The 16,474-nt window shown below is 55.2% G+C and carries 16 protein-coding genes; 12 read left to right on the top strand and 4 right to left on the bottom strand.

The features are described from left to right. The first annotated feature begins 88 nt into the window (after positions 1–88). Entirely contained in the window at positions 89–1,291 is a 1,203-nt protein-coding gene (locus J2T37_RS05205; RefSeq protein WP_253354281.1) for a chloride channel protein, read from the top strand. Positions 1,292–1,366: 75 nt separating this feature from the next. After that, the gene (locus J2T37_RS05200; protein ID WP_253354279.1) at positions 1,367–1,939 is read left to right on the top strand and encodes a manganese efflux pump MntP; all 573 of its coding nucleotides are present in this window, start codon (positions 1,367–1,369) and stop codon (positions 1,937–1,939) included. 75 nt (positions 1,940–2,014) lie between these two features. Here the strand turns inward: J2T37_RS05200 and J2T37_RS05195 are convergent, their stop codons facing one another. Beyond that, on the bottom strand, positions 2,015–3,016 hold the full coding sequence (locus tag J2T37_RS05195) for a thiamine ABC transporter substrate-binding protein (RefSeq protein ID WP_253354277.1): 1,002 nt from the start codon (positions 3,014–3,016) through the stop codon (positions 2,015–2,017). A gap of 75 nt (positions 3,017–3,091) precedes the next feature. Here J2T37_RS05195 and J2T37_RS05190 point away from each other — a divergent pair, with 75 nt between their 5' ends. The 7 genes from J2T37_RS05190 (at position 3,092) to J2T37_RS05160 (ending at position 9,157) form a co-directional block, all read left to right on the top strand. Continuing rightward, positions 3,092–3,784 carry a pyrimidine 5'-nucleotidase gene (locus J2T37_RS05190; RefSeq protein ID WP_253354275.1) on the top strand — a complete coding sequence of 231 codons (693 nt, stop codon included), beginning with the start codon at positions 3,092–3,094 and terminating at the stop codon, positions 3,782–3,784. Positions 3,785–3,826: 42 nt separating this feature from the next. Continuing rightward, positions 3,827–4,102: a spore cortex protein gene (locus J2T37_RS05185; protein WP_253354273.1), complete on the top strand. Its 276-nt coding sequence runs from the start codon at positions 3,827–3,829 to the stop codon at positions 4,100–4,102. A gap of 178 nt (positions 4,103–4,280) precedes the next feature. Further along, entirely contained in the window at positions 4,281–5,648 is a 1,368-nt protein-coding gene (gene glmU / locus J2T37_RS05180; protein WP_253354271.1) for a bifunctional UDP-N-acetylglucosamine diphosphorylase/glucosamine-1-phosphate N-acetyltransferase GlmU, read from the top strand. Positions 5,649–5,860: 212 nt separating this feature from the next. Next, entirely contained in the window at positions 5,861–6,148 is a 288-nt protein-coding gene (locus J2T37_RS05175) for a DUF3079 domain-containing protein (RefSeq protein WP_253354269.1), read from the top strand. Positions 6,149–6,176: 28 nt separating this feature from the next. Continuing rightward, positions 6,177–7,079 carry an EamA family transporter RarD gene (gene rarD, locus J2T37_RS05170; protein ID WP_253354267.1) on the top strand — a complete coding sequence of 301 codons (903 nt, stop codon included), beginning with the start codon at positions 6,177–6,179 and terminating at the stop codon, positions 7,077–7,079. A 132-nt stretch (positions 7,080–7,211) separates the two neighbouring features. Next, positions 7,212–8,606 carry a glutamate--tRNA ligase gene (gene gltX / locus J2T37_RS05165; RefSeq protein ID WP_253354265.1) on the top strand — a complete coding sequence of 465 codons (1,395 nt, stop codon included), beginning with the start codon at positions 7,212–7,214 and terminating at the stop codon, positions 8,604–8,606. Positions 8,607–8,812: 206 nt separating this feature from the next. Next, positions 8,813–9,157 (top strand): hypothetical protein, encoded by a 345-nt coding sequence (locus J2T37_RS05160; protein ID WP_253354263.1) that lies wholly within the window; start codon positions 8,813–8,815, stop codon positions 9,155–9,157. A gap of 95 nt (positions 9,158–9,252) precedes the next feature. Here J2T37_RS05160 and J2T37_RS05155 read toward each other — a convergent pair whose 3' ends face one another. After that, positions 9,253–10,251, bottom strand: a complete 999-nt coding sequence (locus J2T37_RS05155; RefSeq protein ID WP_253354261.1) for a LacI family DNA-binding transcriptional regulator — start codon at positions 10,249–10,251, stop codon at positions 9,253–9,255. A 168-nt stretch (positions 10,252–10,419) separates the two neighbouring features. Between J2T37_RS05155 and J2T37_RS05150 the strand changes: the two genes are divergently transcribed. After that, positions 10,420–11,658 carry an MFS transporter gene (locus J2T37_RS05150; protein ID WP_253354259.1) on the top strand — a complete coding sequence of 413 codons (1,239 nt, stop codon included), beginning with the start codon at positions 10,420–10,422 and terminating at the stop codon, positions 11,656–11,658. A gap of 199 nt (positions 11,659–11,857) precedes the next feature. On the opposite strand, the gene J2T37_RS05145 is transcribed toward J2T37_RS05150, so the two are convergent. Next, positions 11,858–13,036 carry a phosphoglycerate kinase gene (locus J2T37_RS05145; RefSeq protein ID WP_253354257.1) on the bottom strand — a complete coding sequence of 393 codons (1,179 nt, stop codon included), beginning with the start codon at positions 13,034–13,036 and terminating at the stop codon, positions 11,858–11,860. A 273-nt stretch (positions 13,037–13,309) separates the two neighbouring features. Between J2T37_RS05145 and J2T37_RS05140 the strand changes: the two genes are divergently transcribed. Continuing rightward, positions 13,310–14,623, top strand: a complete 1,314-nt coding sequence (locus J2T37_RS05140) for a M16 family metallopeptidase (protein WP_253354255.1) — start codon at positions 13,310–13,312, stop codon at positions 14,621–14,623. A gap of 101 nt (positions 14,624–14,724) precedes the next feature. Continuing rightward, positions 14,725–16,029, top strand: a complete 1,305-nt coding sequence (locus J2T37_RS05135) for a M16 family metallopeptidase (RefSeq protein ID WP_253354253.1) — start codon at positions 14,725–14,727, stop codon at positions 16,027–16,029. Positions 16,030–16,132: 103 nt separating this feature from the next. On the opposite strand, the gene J2T37_RS05130 is transcribed toward J2T37_RS05135, so the two are convergent. Then, positions 16,133–16,465 (bottom strand): zinc ribbon domain-containing protein YjdM, encoded by a 333-nt coding sequence (locus J2T37_RS05130; protein ID WP_253354251.1) that lies wholly within the window; start codon positions 16,463–16,465, stop codon positions 16,133–16,135. Positions 16,466–16,474 lie beyond the last annotated feature (9 nt).

Below are 16,474 nucleotides of genomic sequence, written 5' to 3'. Positions count from 1 at the left end.
CGCCGTTTTCAGACGGCCTGGCTTTATCCCAAATCCCAACCGTATCCAACACGGTATAATAGCGTTTTTTCAATCAACAGGATGGCTTATGCGGCTGCGTTTCTGGGTGTCGCTGACGGCGGTCGGCGTGATTGCCGGCTGTATCGGTTTCGGCCTGACCGAACTCATGCACTTTATCCAACACACCACTTTCGGCTACCACGCTGGCAGTTTCCGCGAGGGCGTGGCGCAGGCTGCGCCGATACGCCGCTGGTGGGCGCTGCTGGCCTGCGGCGTGGTGGCCGGGTTCGGCTGGTGGGCGCTGCACCGCTTCGGCAAGCCGCTGGTGCCCATCGGCAAATCGTTGAAACAGCCGCAGCAGGGCGTGCCGGTGCGGACGACTTTCGTCCATGCGCTGTTGCAGATTATTACCGTCGGCATGGGCTCGCCGCTCGGCCGCGAAGTGGCGCCGCGCGAAATGAGCGTGGCTGCGGCAACGGCTTGGCTGCGGCGGGTAAAGCTGAACGACGACGAAGCGCGTATGCTGCTGGCCTGCGCTTCGGCCGCCGGTTTGACGGCGGTGTATAACACGCCGATGGCGGCAACGGTGTTTGCGCTGGAAACGATGGTGTTGGTCATCAATGCGGCCAATATCGCGGCGGTGGCGCTGACGGTGTTGACCGCCACGGCGGTATCGCGCCTGCTTTTGGGCGATTTGGTGCAGTATCCGCTGCCGGTCTTGGAGATTCCCCATGCGGCGCTGCCGTTTGCGGTGGTGGCCGGACTGGGCGCGGCGCTTCTGGCGCATGTGTTTAAAAAATCCACTGCCCGCCTGCCGCTGCAAGCCTACGGCAGTCTGAAACTGGCGTGGCTGGCGGTGGGTGCGTTTGCGCTCATCGGGCTGTTGGCGGGGTCTTTCCCTGAAATTTTGGGCAACGGCAAGGCGGGCAACCAGCTGGAATTTGCCGGTATGCTGACGGGGGGCGACAGCCTGATGCTGCTGGCGGCGAAATTTATTGCGGTCTGGCTGGCGCTGGCGGCGGGCGCGTTCGGCGGGCTGATTACGCCGTCGATGATGATGGGCAGCACTTTTACCGCCGCCTGGCTGCCGCTGTGGAACGCCTATCTGCCCAACGTGCCGACCGCCACGGCGTCGGTCATCGGCGCGGCGGCGATGTTGGGCATTATGCAGCGTATGCCGCTGACGGCGGTCTTGTTTCTGCTGGAGCTGACGCGCCAACCGGCGGCGCTGCTGTTTCCGCTCTTGCTGGCGGTGGGCGCGGGCTGGCTGGTGCAGAAAAAGGCCGTCTGAACGGCGCGGATAGAATAGTAAAGGGAATTGGTGTATTATGCACCGTTTTCGGCACTTTCGGAAATCGGAACTGGAATGAGTGTTTCTGCATTGATATTATTGGCGTTTGCCATGGCAACCGACGCTTTTGCCGCCGCCATTGCGCGGGGCGCGGGCATGCAGAACCTGCGCTTGGGAGAGGCAGTCAAAACCGCGCTTTTGTTTGGCATTATCGAAGCCATCACCCCGCTAGTCGGCTGGCTGGCCGGTACGGCGGCAAAATCGTTTATTGACGGCTGGGATCACTGGCTGGCGTTCACGCTACTGGTCTTGCTCGGCGGCAAAATGATTTACGAAGGTTTGAAAGGGGGCGATGAAGATGACGACGACGCCCCGAAAAAAAGCCAAAACCTGATGGCCACCGTCGGCACGGCGTTTGCCACCAGCATTGATTCGATGGCTGTCGGCGTGGGTTTGGCCTTCCTCGACATCAACATCTACGTTACCGCCGCCACCATCGGCTGCGCCACCGCGCTGATGGTCTTTATCGGCCTGCACTTGGGGCGCGGTTTGGGCAAACGTATCGGCAATAAAGCGGAAATTCTCGGCGGCTTGGTGCTGATTTTAATCGGCGCGTCGATATTAGCCGAGCATGTGTTTAAGCTGTAATCTCACATAATTTTCTCATCGAAAAGGCCGTCTGAAACGACATTCCGTTTCAGACGGCCTTCGGCTTTTTTGGGGCTAACGCAACACCGTTTTCGTCCAACGGCTGACCCACTGTTTCTGCTTGCTGTTAATATCTGCACGACTGGGCGAATCGGTAAATTTCGGCGTTTGCGCAAATTCATAGACTTTGGGCAGCGGCGTACCTTTTACCGCCGGATACACCCACATTTCAGACGGCACGGCCTGCTGCACGGCGCGATTTTGCAGCCATTGCACCAACTTCGCCGCCAGCGCGGGCTGCTGCGCCCCTTTCAATACCGCCGCGCCTTCCACTTGGCGGAACACGCCGCCTTTCAAGAATAAATTGCCGGTGGGCGGCGTTTGGTATTTGCCCTTGCTGAAATACACCTCCGCCGCCGGGCTGGTGGCGTAGCTGACAATCAGCGGATACGCGCCGCCGTTGCGGGTAAAGTCGGTGTAATAGGCGTCGCTCCAGCCTTTGGCCACTTTCACGCCGTTGGCGCGCATTTTACCCCACCATTGAAACGCGCCCTCTTCGCCCATGCCGCCGATGTTCGCCAGCAAAAAAGCCAAACCCGGGCTGGACGTGGCGGGGTTGGGCACAACCAGTAAATTTTTATACTGAGGCTTGGTCAAATCCTGCAAAGATTGCGGCAACAGCAGCTTTTTTTGCGCAAACCATTGCTTGTCGTAGTTCAGCGCCACATAGCCGTAATCCACCGCCGGTATCACGGGCATGGCAGCGTTGAGCGGCGCGGAAGCAGGCTGCTTGTCGGCCAAAATCCCCGCCTGCTGCGCCTTGCCTATGGAAGTGTTGTCAATGCCGTAAACCGCGTCGGCAATCGGTTTGGTGCGGCTGAGAATCAGCTTGTTGAGCATTTCGCCCGCGTCGCCCGCTTTAATCACGACAACTTTGGCGCGGTTGTCTTTTTCAAATTGCGCGATGGCTGCTTTGGGCAGGCTGAACGAGCTGTGCACCGCCAGCCGCACTTCGGTTTGTGCGTGGGCGGCGGCGCTCAACACCAGCGCGGCAAACAGGGCAAACAGTTTCTGCATGATTTTTTCCTTGTGTGTATGCGTTGTAGGTATGCGTTACAATGCGATGATACCAATAAATCCAGCAATAGCAACATGAGCGAAACCGTTTGGCTGTTTGACCTCGACAACACCCTGCACAATGCCGACGCCGGCATTTTCCAACTCATCAACACCAGCATGACCAACTACATGGCAGGCCGTCTGAACCTGCCGCGCGAGCAAGCCTCGCAGCTGCGCCAAGACTATTGGCACCGCTACGGCGCAACGCTGGCCGGTTTGCAAATCCACCACCCCGAAATCGACATCGGCGAATTTTTGCGCGAATGCCACCCGCTGCCGCAGATTTTAAGCAAACTCACGCCGATGGTGGGAACGCATGAAGCATTAGGCCGTCTGAAAGGGCACAAGGCCGTGTTTTCCAACGGCCCGTCGTTTTACGTGCGCGCCCTCACCGACGCGATGGGCATTACCCCCTATTTCGAGCTGCTGGCAGGCACGGAAGATTTCGACCTCCTCTACAAGCCCAATCCGCAAGCCTATCTGACCGTTTGTCGCTTACTGCGCACGACACCGGCAAACTGTATCATGATAGACGACAGCGCCGACAACCTGCACGCCGCCAAAGCGCTGGGCATGGGTACGGTGTGGTTCGGGCAGAAGAGCCACGATTTGCCCTTTGTCGATTTTGCCGCGCACGATATGGCGGTATTGGGCGCTTGGGCAGCGAAAAATCACACAAAGGCCGATGATTTGCCGTCTGAAATCCACTACAATAAGCCTCAATAACATATTCTGCCCATCCCGTTCAAACACAAGGAAACCGACATCATGCGTTACTTAGCCCTAATGATTGCCGCTGCCGCCGCCCTGAGCGGCTGCACTTGGGAAACCTATCAAAAGCCCGACGGCACCACCGCGCTGCGCCAAAAATACGAACAGGGTACACGCGTGTATTACCAAGACGGCACGTATTCGCGCAACATGAACTACAACCAGTTCCGCCCCGAGCAACACGCCGTCAAGCCCAACAGCCGCACCGAGCAGGAAGTGCGCGGCACAACTTGGCAACAGCCCGGCGCGCAAAGCAGCGAAACGGCCGAATAACAGCAAGGCTGTCTGAAAACCCCACGGCATACGGCAAAAGCAGCCGCTGCACAGCAGACATTTTTTGCCGCCTGCCGCCCCATCCGCTTGCACAAACATCTTGCATGGCCGGCCTCCCGACCCACCGTCGGCAGGAGCGGCTGTTTTCATCTACCGAATTTACGAAGGTCATCATCTTATGAGTCAAACCCCTTTAAACATCGTTATCCTCGCGGCCGGCAAAGGCACGCGCATGTATTCCAAAATGCCCAAGGTGTTGCACGAAATCGGCGGCGAGCCGATGTTGCAGCGCGTGATTGATACCTCCGCCCAGCTTAATCCGCAAAACATCTGCGTGGTCATCGGCCACGGCAAAGAGCAGGTATTGGCCAAAATCCAACGCGACGTCGAGTGGGTCGAGCAAACCGAGCAACTCGGTACCGGCCACGCCGTCAAAACCGCCCTGCCATACCTGCCCTATACCGGCAGCACGCTGGTGTTGTACGGCGACGTGCCGCTGACCGATGTCAAAACACTGCAAACCCTGCTGGACGCCGCCGGTGACGAAGTCGGCCTCTTGACCGACGTGTTGGACGACCCCACCGGCTACGGCCGCATTATCCGCGAAGGCGACAAAGTCGTGGCCATTGTCGAAGAAAAAGACGCCAACGACGAGCAAAAAGCCGTCAAAGAAACCAATACCGGCATTTTGGTCTTGCCCAACGGCAAATTGGAAGCATGGCTGAACGCCTTGTCCAGCGACAACGCCCAAGGCGAGTATTACCTGACCGACCTGATTGCGCTGGCCAACCGCGACGGCGTGGCGGTTCATCCCGTGCAGGTACGCGCCTCTTATCTGGCGGCAGGCGTGAACAATAAAGTGCAGCTGGCCGAATTGGAACGCATTTACCAACGCGACCAAGCGCAAGCCTTGCTCAAAGCGGGCGTAACCCTGCGCGACCCGGCGCGTTTCGATTTGCGCGGCACGCTGACCCACAGCCAAGACGTGGTGATTGATGTCAACGTCGTGATTGAAGGCAATGTCGAGCTGGGTGACGATGTGGAAATCGGCGCCAACTGCGTCATCAAAAACGCCAAAATCGGCGCGGGCAGCAAAATCGCCCCGTTCTCGCATTTGGAAGACTGCGAAGTCGGCACCGACAACCACATCGGCCCGTACGCCCGCCTGCGTCCGAACGCCAAACTTGCCGACGGCGTACACATCGGCAACTTCGTCGAAGTGAAAAACGCCTCTATCGGCAGCGGCACCAAAGCCAACCACCTGACCTACATCGGCGACGCCACCGTCGGCAGCAAAACCAACTTCGGCGCGGGCACCATCATCGCCAACTACGACGGTGTCAATAAATACCGCAGCGAAATCGGCGACGAAGTGCGTATCGGTTCCAACAGCGTGATTGTGTCGCCGGTGAAAATCGGCAACCGCGTCACCACCGGCGCAGGCAGCGCGATTACCAAAGACTGCGAAGAGGGCAAACTGGTCGTCGCCCGCGCCCGCCAAACCGTGATTGAAGGCTGGGTGCGCCCAGAGAAAGAGAAGAAATAATCGCTTCGGCTGAAGCCGTTAGATAACCAATGCCGTCTGAAACATGCCATGTTTCAGACGGCATTTTTCATCATTCGCCGCTAACCCACCTTAACCTTCCCCCTTCAAATCAGGTAAAAGCCGCCGCAACCGTTTCAGACGGCCTACAAAATCATTTATAATTTCATGAACAGACTTTCCCGAATAAAAACAAATCAATCAAGAGACACAGCATGGCCAAAAAATTCCCCGTCGCCCCCAAACATCCCGAACGCATTTGCTGGGGCTGCGATAAATACTGCAAAGAAGAAGACCTGCAATGCGGCAACGGCTGCGAGCGCATCCAGCACCCCATCGAGCTGGACGGCCCCGAGTGGTACAAACACGGCGACTGGAGCAATCTTTTGAGCGAGCAGCAGCTAATTGATTTGGGGTTAAAAACCATTCCGATTGTGGAAGAAAAACCGGCGGTTAAGGTCAAACCGCACATCAAGCTGCCTTTGAAAGGCAAGGCCGTCTGAAACCGGATTTATTCAAAAATAAAACACCATGCACACACCTTCTCCACACACCGACGAATACCGCAAAGGCCTGCTCTACGCCTTCGGCTGCTATTTTATATGGGGGCTGTTCCCGCTCTATTGGTATCCGATTACCGGCGCCAATATGGACATGGACGCGGCGCAGATTCTGGCGCAGCGTATCAGCTGGTCGTCGGTATTTTCCGTCATCGTTTTGCTGTTGATGAAGCAGGGCGGCACGCTGCTCAAAGCCATCGCCAACCGCAAGCTGCTGCTGACCTTCGTTTGCTCGGCGGCGGCGATTTCGCTCAACTGGCTGGTGTATTTGTGGGCGATTACCCACCATCATATTCTCGACGCCAGCTTGGGCTATTTCATCGCGCCGCTGGTTAACGTCCTGCTGGGGCGTTTGTTTTTCAAAGAAATGCTAAACCGCATGCAGCTGGCGGCGCTGACACTCGCGCTGGTCGGCATATTGTGGCTGGCCGTCCCCGCCGGACACATGCCGTGGGTGTCGCTGCTGCTGGCGGGCAGCTTCGGCCTTTACGGGCTGGTGCGCAAACTTGCCCCGTTAGATTCGCTGACCGGCATGACGCTGGAAACGCTGCTGATGTTACCCTTCGCACTGGCGTATCTGGCCTATACCGCGCAACAAGGAGCGCTGGTGTTCGGCAGTTTGGATACCTTGCAAATCTCGGTTTTGGTCGGCTCGGGCGCGATTACGGTCATCCCGCTGTTGATGTTTGCCGCCGGTGCCAAGCGCATTTCCCTCGGCGATTTGGGCATGATTCAATATATTTCGCCGAGTATGCAGTTTCTGCTCGGGCTGACGCTGTTCGGCGAAGCGTTTAATATGCAGCGCTTTACCGGCTACCTGTGGGTGTGGGTAGGCGTGGCGCTGTATGCGTGGAGCGTGTTGCGCAAGAAATAAACCCGAGCCGTCTGAAACTTTCAGACGGCCTTTTGCATATCCGCACCAAGCGCCGCTGCGGATAATCTGGCAGCTTCCCGCCCCAGCGGTTACAATAATGCTTTAAATTTTTCATTTTCGGGAAACCCATCCATGACTGTCAAAACCCGTTTTGCCCCCAGCCCCACCGGTTATCTGCACATCGGCGGCGTGCGCACCGCGCTGTTTTCTTGGGCGTTTGCCCGCCACCACAAAGGCGAATTCCTGCTGCGTATCGAAGACACCGACTTGGCGCGTTCCACCGCCGAATCCGTCAACATCATTCTCGACGGCATGAAATGGGTCGGCCTCAACTACGACAACGCCGACAACGTCATCTACCAAACCCAGCGTTTCGACCGCTACAAAGAAGTCATCGCCGAGCTGTTGGAAAAAGGCGCGGCCTACTACTGCTATTGCAGCAAAGAAGAGCTGGAAGCCATGCGCGAAAAAGCGGAAAAAGAAGGCACAGCCACTTACGACCGCCGCTGGCGTCCCGAGCCGGGTAAAACCCTGCCCGAGATTCCAGAAGGCCGCGAACCCGTTGTCCGCTTCAAAACCCCGCTGGACGGCGTAACCGCGTGGACGGATTTGGTCAAAGGCGACATCAGCATTCCCAACGAAGCGCTGGACGATTTGATTATCGCCCGCGCCGACGGCACACCCACCTACAATTTCTGCGTGGTGGTGGACGACTTCGACATGGGCATTACCCATGTCATTCGCGGCGACGACCATGTCAACAACACCCCGAAACAAATCAATATCTTAAAAACCATGGGCGCGACCCCGCCGCAATACGCCCACCTGCCGATGATTCTCAACGAACAAGGCAAAAAAATCTCCAAACGCAGCGGCGATACCGTGGCCATTACCGATTTCGGCGCGATGGGCATTCTGCCTGAAGCCATGCTGAATTATCTGGCGCGTTTGGGTTGGGCGCACGGCGACGACGAATTTTTCACCATGCAGCAGTTTATCGAATGGTTTGATTTGAAAGACGTTTCCCCGTCACCCAGCCGCATGGACATGAAAAAACTGCTGTGGATTAACGGCGAACACATCAAAATCACGCCCAACGAAGAATTGGCCGAATTGCTCAAAGACCGCTTGGCCGTGCGCGGCCTGACCGACACCAACGAGCCGCCGCTGGCAGAAGTGTTGGCGCTGGTGAAAGACCGTGCGCAAGATTTGAACACGCTGGCCGATGAGTGCCTGTATTTCTACAAAAAGCAAACGCCGGCCGAGGCCGATGTCGCCAAACATTGGGACGACGAAGCCGCCGCACGTATGCTGCGCTTTGCCGATCTGCTGGAAGGCCTAACCGATTGGAACGCCGAAAGCATACACGATCTGTTCAAGCCCTTCTGCGACGCCGAAGGCATCAAAATGGGCAAACTCGGCATGCCGCTGCGCCTGGCCGTATGCGGCACAGCGAAAACCCCGAGCGTTGATGCGGTTTTGGCCTTAATCGGCAAAGAGGAAGTCTTGCGCCGTATCCGCGCATAAACCGATTGGCCGTCTGAAAATATTTTCATTTTCAGACGGCCTTTACGGTATTGTTGACAGACAAAAGCCGATTAAAAATGTAGGTTGGGTTGAAAACCCAACATTCCCTAACCCTGCTGGAACAATATCCCAAGCTCCGCCGTTTGGTTGTTATTGATTTCACACTATTAGGCGGGAGACCAACCCGCCCGACAAAAGGATTGATGATGAAACACATCCTTCTTCTGCTCGCCGCCTTAAGCACCGCCGCGCCGGTATTGGCCGACCAAGCCGACGATGTCTTGCACAGTGCGCAAGCCAATTACCGCGCCGTGTTGAAAAAGCAAAGCGACAACGACAGCAAAATCATCTCGCTGCAAACCGACTTGACCGACGCGCAAGAGCGCCAGCGCAAAGCGCAGGAAGACATTACCCGTCTGCAAGGCGAGCTGCAAACCGCCACCTCGCTCAAATCGCAACAGGCCACCGAGCTGCAACAAGCCGGACAACAACTCGATTCCGCCTGGAACGCTGTGTACGGCCCGGGCGGGACGCGCGCCGGCGGACAGTAATACTGTTTGGTTTAATAATAAGGCCGTCTGAAAAATTAATTTTTCAGACGGCCTTATTTGTCATCTATCAATACCGCAGATAAATATGGTGCGCTCTAGCAGGATTGTCCCAACACCAGCGGGCAATCAATCGGATGAATCTCTGTATCCTGCCGGTTTTCGATGATATGCAGCGCAGCCTGCTCGCCCATCTGATAATGCGGCAGCTGCACAGTCGTCAGCGGCGGCAGAAACAAATGGCTGACGCCCACCATATTGTCATAACCCGTTACCGCTACGTCTTGCGGAATGCGAAAGCCTTTTGCCAACAGCGCCTGATACACCACGAAGGCAATGCGGTCGTTACCGCACACCACCACATCAAAATCAAAATCCTGCGGGTGTTTATCCAACATTTCAATCAACGGTAAAGCGCCCTCAAAATAATTTTCGCCGTCGGTCGGCATAAAATACTGCACCGGCTGCGCCGCCTCAGGCACATTGTTCCACACATCTTCAAACGCTGCTTTACGCCGTTCGGTCGCGATGTAGTTGTGCGGAATGTGCAAAAACAGCGGCCGCTTGTAGCCGCGCTGCGCCAATAATTTTGCTATCGCTTTTTGCCCCCGATAATCATCGGGCACATAACAGGCCGCCGCCCAATCATCGCTGACGCAGTTGGCCAATACCACCGGCAGATGGCGCAACGCCGCCGGTATCTTCACCTTTTTCAAACCGTTACGCGCAATGATGATGCCGCTCGGACGGTGCGCCAACAGCTGCTCGACGGCCTGCGCCATTTCTGCTTCATCATTTTCAAAAGCATTAATCACAAAAGAGTGCCATCGGTGTTGCCGCACAGTTTTTTCCACCGCCAACAGCATTTCAACGGAAAACGGTGTGGTAGCTGTACCCAGCGACAAAACACCTATGCTGTCGGCGGAGGCCGAGCGTATGCTCTGCGCGGCAGCATTGGGCACATAATTCAATTCGGCCACAGCCTGCCGCACTTTATCTAAGGTGGCTTGCGATAGTTTTCCTGGATTATTGAGGGCGCGGGAAACCGTCATCAGCGAGACACCCGCCCGTTTTGCCACATCTTTGAGGGAAGCCATGTTTACCTGCGTTGTTGAATAGACAATGACCCATTGTACCCGAAACCGGAGAAAATGTTAACGTTAACTATTTTTCTGATTTGAATCAAACTTGCGTTTATTTCTATCTTGAAAAAATATTTTGTTAACGTTAACATTTCGCAAAATCCAACTGCTAAGGAGCAAATGATGCAACCCGAAACCACCGGCTGCTTTTATCTGAAAAACCGTAATTACTGGATTTTCAGCAGCTATATCCTGATTTATTTCTTCATCATGGCGACCTGTTACCCGTTTTTGCCGATTTGGTTGAGCGATGTCAACGGTCTGAACAAAACAGAAACAGGTTTGGTTTTCTCTGCCATTTCCTTTTTTGCGCTGTGTTTCCAACCGGTGTTCGGCTATGTGTCCGACAAATTGGGGCTGAAAAAGCATTTGCTGTGGGTTATCGCCGTGGTATTGCTGTTTTTTGCCCCGTTTTTTATTTATGTGTTTGCCCCGCTATTGCAACAAAATATCTGGCTCGGAGCAACCGCAGGCGGCGCTTATATGGGTTTTGCTTTTGCCGGTGGCAGCGCGGCCTCAGAAGCCTATGTGGAAAAAGTCAGCCGCAGCAGTCATTTTGAATATGGTCGCGCTAGGATGTTTGGCATGATTGGTTGGGGCATTTGTGCCTCTTTGGTGGGTAATATTTTCAACATTAATCCAAATTGGGTCTTTTGGTTAGGGTCGTGCGGCGCAGTTGTACTGCTTATCCTGCTTGCTCTGGCAAAAGTAGATACCTCAGCCGAAATATCCGCCCAAACCGACAATGCCAATCCGGTAACACTACCGCAGGCACTGGCGCTGCTCAAACAAGGTAAATTTTGGGCATTGCTGCTGTATATCGTCGGCGTAGCCTGCATTTACGATATTTACGACCACCAATTTGCTAACTTTTTTACCTCGTTTTTTAGCTCGAAAGCCAAGGGAACAGAAATGTTTGGCTATGTCACCACCGGCGGTGAGCTGCTCAATGCCTGCATCATGTTTTTTGTACCGCTGATTATCAACCGTATCGGCGCCAAAAATGCCCTATTGATTGCTGGCGGAATCATGAGTATCCGCATTTTGGGCTCGTCTTTTGCAACTTCTGCGTGGCAAGTAGTGATATTGAAAACCCTGCATATGTTTGAGGTGCCGTTTTATTTGGTCGGCCTGTTTAAATACATTACTCAAGTTTTTGAAGTGCGCTTTTCCGCCACCATTTATCTGGTTGCCTGCCATTTTGCCAAACAGATTGCCACCATGCTGATGTCCACCTTTGTCGGCAGGCTATACGACGGCTACGGTTTTCACACTACCTATCTGATTTTGGGCTGCATTGTCGCCACTGCTACCCTGATTTCTGCTTTTACTCTGAAAAACCGTTTCTATATAAAATCCTAACTGCTTCTTTGATTTTCCATCCGCCAATACAGTACAAGCGAATAAACGATTAGCAGGCCGTCTGAAAAATAAAAAATCTTTCAGACGGCCTTTTATTTTTCATTGGCGTTCAGCCAAACTTGTATAAAAAACCGGAACAGGCAAACAAGCCCTGCTCCGGTTTTCTTCATCATGCAAGATTTACCTTGCTGTTGCTACTTTACGCGCCGCGTTTTTCCAAAATCGCAACCGCAGGCAGCTCTTTGCCTTCCAAAAATTCCAGGAACGCGCCGCCGCCGGTGGAGATGTAGCTGATTTTGTCGGTCACGCCGAATTTGGCGATGGAGGCCAAGGTGTCGCCGCCGCCTGCGATGGAGAAGGCGTTGCTGTCGGCGATGGCGTGCGCCACGGCTTCGGTGCCGCCGGCGAAGTTGTCGAATTCAAACACACCGACCGGGCCGTTCCATACGATGGTACCGGCGTTTTTCAGAATTTCGGCCAGGCGTTCGCGGGATTTCGGGCCGATGTCGAGGATTTCTTCGTTGGCCGGAATCGCATCGACGTCGCGCTCGTAAGGCGTGGCGTTTTCGGCGAACTCGGTGGCGGTAATACTGTCCACCGGCAGCGGAATCGGGTTGCCGCGTGCGGCCATTTTGTCCATGATTTTTTTGGCTTCGTCCACCAAGTCGGCTTCAACCAGCGATTTGCCGACTTCTTTGCCTTGCGCCAACAGGCAGGTGTTGGCAATGCCGCCGCCGACAATCAGGGTATCCACTTTGTCAGCCAGAGAGTTCAAAATGGTCAGCTTGGTAGAAACTTTGCTGCCGGCAACGATGGCAACCATCGGGCGGGCAGGGTCTTTCAGGGCTTTGCCCAAAGCGTCGAGCTCACCGGCCATCAATACGCCTGCGCAGGCCACGGGCGCTACTTGCGCCACGGCTTCAGTAGAGGCTTGGGCGCGGTGGGCGGTGCCGAAGGCGTCGTTGACGAAGATGTCGCACAATGAAGCGTAGGCTTTGCCCAGCTCCAAATCGTTTTTCTTCTCGCCTTTGTTGATGCGCACGTTTTGCAGCATGACCACGTTACCAGCGTTCAATACCGGTTTGTTTTCGCGCCAGTCGTTCAGCACTTTCACTTCTTTGCCCAGCAATCCGCCCAAATGCGCGGCTACCGGCGCCACGTCGTCTTCGGGGTGGAATTCGCCTTCGGTCGGACGGCCGAGGTGGGTCATGACGATGACGGACGCGCCGTTGTCCAAGCAGTATTTGATGGAAGCCAAAGACGCACGGATACGGGTGTCGTCGCTGATTTTGCCGTCTTTAAATGGGACGTTCATGTCGGCGCGGATCAGGACGGTTTTGCCTTGTACGTTTTGCTCGGTCAGTTTCAAAAATGCCATATCGGTTTCCTTTTTGGTTGGAATGGAAAAAAGACACATTTACGGCTTTATTATGCGCGAACGCGGCAAAACGGTAAAGTTCCGAATGGCAAGGGCTTGATTTGAATCAGCTTGTATTGTAGTTAAATTACGGCTTACGCGCAGCAGGCCGTCTGAAAAACCATTTCCCTTGCTATGCCGATAAAATCAGACACCATGAGGTTTTCAGACGGCCTTTATTATTCCCGCTTCATCCCTTATCATACAGACAATCATTTATGTTTAGGAACATCCATGTTACGCAAAAACCTGTGGACGGCCTTGCTGTTGGCGCTGACCGCACCCGTTTGGGCGCAAACGCTGTCGCAAACCCTGCCCAACGGCCTGAAAATCATCGTCAAAGAAGACCGCCGCGCACCGGTGGCCGTGTCGCAGCTGTGGTACAAAGTCGGCAGCATTGATGAAAAGCCGGGCAAAACCGGCCTTTCCCACGCGCTCGAGCATATGATGTTTAAGGGCACACCGGATGTACCGGCAGGCGAATTCAGCCGCCGCGTATCAGCTTTGGGCGGTAAAAACAATGCCTACACCAACCGCAGCGAAACGGTGTATTACGAAAACATCGCCGCCGCCAAGCTGCCCGAAGTGTTGGCCTTGGAAGCCGACCGTATGCAAAATCTGAATTTCAGCGACAAGGATTTTGCCAACGAAATGAGCGTTATCCGCGAAGAGCGCCGCCAGCGCACGGAAGATTCCGCCGGCGGCAAGCTGTGGGAACATGTGTTTCTGAACACCTTTACCGTGCCGTCGCTGCGTGCGCCGGTTATCGGCTATATGGACGATTTGCACACGCTCCAAGCCGAAGATTTACGCGCGTGGTACAAGCAATGGTATGCGCCCAACAACGCCACGCTGGTGATTGTCGGCGATGTGGATGCCGCCGCCACGATTCAGACGGCCGCCAAGCTGTTCGGCCAAATTCCGGCCAAACCCCTGCCGCCGCGCAATGATTTGCGCGAGCAGGCCGAGCGCGCGCCTGTGTCCGCGAAAACCACTTCCGCCGTGACTCGCCAGCCTTTAATCGCGTTGTCGTACCGCGTACCCGCCTTGCAAAACGTCAGCGACAAAATGCCGTATGCGCTGGATATTTTGTCGGATATTTTAAGCGGCAATTCTTCCAGCCGCCTGGATAAACATCTGGTGCGCGGCAAGCAGAGCGCCTTGAGCATAGGCGTGAATTACGACATCCTCAGCCGCGAAATGCCGCTCTTTAGCGTGATTGCCATGCCGACGGGCGGTGTATCCGAGCAGGACTTATTGGCGCAGATTCGCGCTGAAATCCAAGATATTGCCGACAACGGCGTTTCCCAAGCCGAACTCAAGCGCGTCAAAAAACGCGCCGAAGCCGCCGAAATCTATGCCCGCGACGCCATGACCACGCAAGCCTCCATGACGGGACGCTTGGAAACACGCGGTTTTGCCTACGGCGATGAGACCGAAATCCGCCGCCGTCTGCAACAGGTCAGCGCCGCCGATGTGCAGGCGGCGGCACGCTTGTTAACCGACAAGCGCTCCAGCGTGGTGGTGGTCGAGCCGGAAGGCAAATAAGGCCGTCTGAACATGCGGGCAATCTGCCCGAACCGGCATTTTCCGTATTACTAAACCCTTGTTTTTAAAGTTTCAGACGGCCTCCGTCACGAAAGCCCAATATGAAATTCCAACCCTTGATTGCCGCCTTAATCACCCTGCTGCCGCTGAGTGCCCAAGCCGCCGTGGACATCCAACGCTGGACCACCGCCGAGGGGACGCAAATCCTGCTGGTCGAGCGCCATGAAAATCCCATTGTCGATATGGAAGTCAATTTCAAAGGTGCGGGCAGCGCGTTTAATCCGCAGGGCAAAAGCCAGGTGGCCGAATTTACCGCCGCACTCCTCACCGACGGCACCAAAACGCTGGATGAAGAAGCGTTCAACGAAAAAACCAACGACATCGCCGCCAACATCAGCAGCGACAGCGGCCAAGAAAGCGCCTCGGCCGGCCTGCGCAGCCTGAGCAAAAGTGCCAACCTCAAGCAGGCGGCCAAGCTGCTCAACCAATCGCTGACCGCGCCGCGCTTTGACCCCGCCGTGTTTGCCCGCCGCCAAAAACAGGCTATTACCGCCTTGCAGCAGATGGAAACCACGCCCGACTTTACCGCCTCGCGCACCTTTACCCAACTGGCCTACGGCAGCCACCCCTACGGCAACAGCGCCAATGTTTCCGTCGCCAGTCTGAATAACGTAACGCTAAACGACATCCGCGCCTTCCATCAAACCCGCTACGGCAAAGACAACGCCGTGGTCGCCATTGTCGGCGACATCAACCGCCACCAAGCGGAAAAACTGGTAAGGGAAACTTTGCACGGTCTGCCCGCAAAAGCCACCGCCGAACGCAGTATTCCGCCTGTGGAAAAACAGCCCGCGCAGCGGCGCGACATCCCCTTTGCCGGCGAACAGGCGCAAGTCATCATCGGTATGCCGCTGATTAAACGCCACGATCCCGACTATTACGCGCTGGTGGTGGGCAACTACATCCTCGGCGGCGGCGGTTTCGACAGCCGCCTGATGAAAGTCTTGCGCGACAAACACGGCTACACTTACGGCGTGTACAGCAGCCTCGAACCGGCCACCGAAGCCGGCCCCTTTAGCATTGCCTTTTCCACGCAAAAGAAAAACACCCGCGCCGCGCTTGCCGATACGAAAGCGGTGGTAGAACAATTTATCGCTGAAGGCCCGACCGAAGCCGAGCTGCAACAGGCCAAAGACAACATCATCGGCAGCTTCCCGCTGCGCTATGATTCCAATGCCAAACTTTTGAACTATTTGAGTTTAATCGGCTTAAACAATCTGCCCGACGATTATCTCGAAGCCTACCCGCAGGCTGTGGAAAAAATTACTGCCGAACAGGTCAAAGACGCTTGGCAACGCCGCGTGAAATTTGATGATTTGCAGATTGTGGTGGTGGGTGCACAGTAAATGAGAAGCAAACACCGTTAATTTAAATACAACAAAGGCCGTCTGAAACAGAATCTGTTTCAGACGGCCTTTGTTTAAAATCAAGGTATTAATGATACGCCGATTACGCTTTTTTCACAAATTCCGATTTCAGGTTCATCGGGCTGCCGTCGATTTTGCAACCGATATTGTGGTCGCCTTCCTGCAAACGGATACCTTTTACTTTAGTGCCCTGCTTGATGACCATCGAGCTGCCTTTGACTTTCAAATCTTTAATCAATACCACGGTATCGCCGTCGGCCAATACCGCGCCGTTGGCATCTTTCACGACCAACGCTTCGTCATCGGCCGCCGTTTCGCCGGCTTTCCATTCGTGGGCGCATTCGGGGCAGACCAGCATATCGCCGTCTTCATAGGTGTATTCGGATTGGCATTGCGGGCAGGCGGGGAGGGTCATGGGGATTCC

This window comes from Neisseria perflava, assembly GCF_024170405.1.
GTDB lineage: Bacteria > Pseudomonadota > Gammaproteobacteria > Burkholderiales > Neisseriaceae > Neisseria > Neisseria perflava_B.
Note: the sequence above shows the minus strand (reverse complement) of the source record. Positions and strands in the feature narration are given on the sequence as shown.

Coding starts and splice junctions, on each gene's coding strand:
- glmU (WP_253354271.1), top strand. CDS start 4,281: ATGAGTCAAACCCCTTTAAACATCGTTATCCTCGCGGCCGGCAAAGGC.
- J2T37_RS05175 (WP_253354269.1), top strand. CDS start 5,861: ATGGCCAAAAAATTCCCCGTCGCCCCCAAACATCCCGAACGCATTTGC.
- J2T37_RS05155 (WP_253354261.1), bottom strand. CDS start 10,251: ATGGCTTCCCTCAAAGATGTGGCAAAACGGGCGGGTGTCTCGCTGATG.
- J2T37_RS05140 (WP_253354255.1), top strand. CDS start 13,310: ATGTTACGCAAAAACCTGTGGACGGCCTTGCTGTTGGCGCTGACCGCA.
- J2T37_RS05150 (WP_253354259.1), top strand. CDS start 10,420: ATGCAACCCGAAACCACCGGCTGCTTTTATCTGAAAAACCGTAATTAC.
- gltX (WP_253354265.1), top strand. CDS start 7,212: ATGACTGTCAAAACCCGTTTTGCCCCCAGCCCCACCGGTTATCTGCAC.
- rarD (WP_253354267.1), top strand. CDS start 6,177: ATGCACACACCTTCTCCACACACCGACGAATACCGCAAAGGCCTGCTC.
- J2T37_RS05145 (WP_253354257.1), bottom strand. CDS start 13,036: ATGGCATTTTTGAAACTGACCGAGCAAAACGTACAAGGCAAAACCGTC.
- J2T37_RS05135 (WP_253354253.1), top strand. CDS start 14,725: ATGAAATTCCAACCCTTGATTGCCGCCTTAATCACCCTGCTGCCGCTG.
- J2T37_RS05185 (WP_253354273.1), top strand. CDS start 3,827: ATGCGTTACTTAGCCCTAATGATTGCCGCTGCCGCCGCCCTGAGCGGC.
- J2T37_RS05195 (WP_253354277.1), bottom strand. CDS start 3,016: ATGCAGAAACTGTTTGCCCTGTTTGCCGCGCTGGTGTTGAGCGCCGCC.
- J2T37_RS05200 (WP_253354279.1), top strand. CDS start 1,367: ATGAGTGTTTCTGCATTGATATTATTGGCGTTTGCCATGGCAACCGAC.
- J2T37_RS05160 (WP_253354263.1), top strand. CDS start 8,813: ATGAAACACATCCTTCTTCTGCTCGCCGCCTTAAGCACCGCCGCGCCG.
- J2T37_RS05130 (WP_253354251.1), bottom strand. CDS start 16,465: ATGACCCTCCCCGCCTGCCCGCAATGCCAATCCGAATACACCTATGAA.
- J2T37_RS05205 (WP_253354281.1), top strand. CDS start 89: ATGCGGCTGCGTTTCTGGGTGTCGCTGACGGCGGTCGGCGTGATTGCC.
- J2T37_RS05190 (WP_253354275.1), top strand. CDS start 3,092: ATGAGCGAAACCGTTTGGCTGTTTGACCTCGACAACACCCTGCACAAT.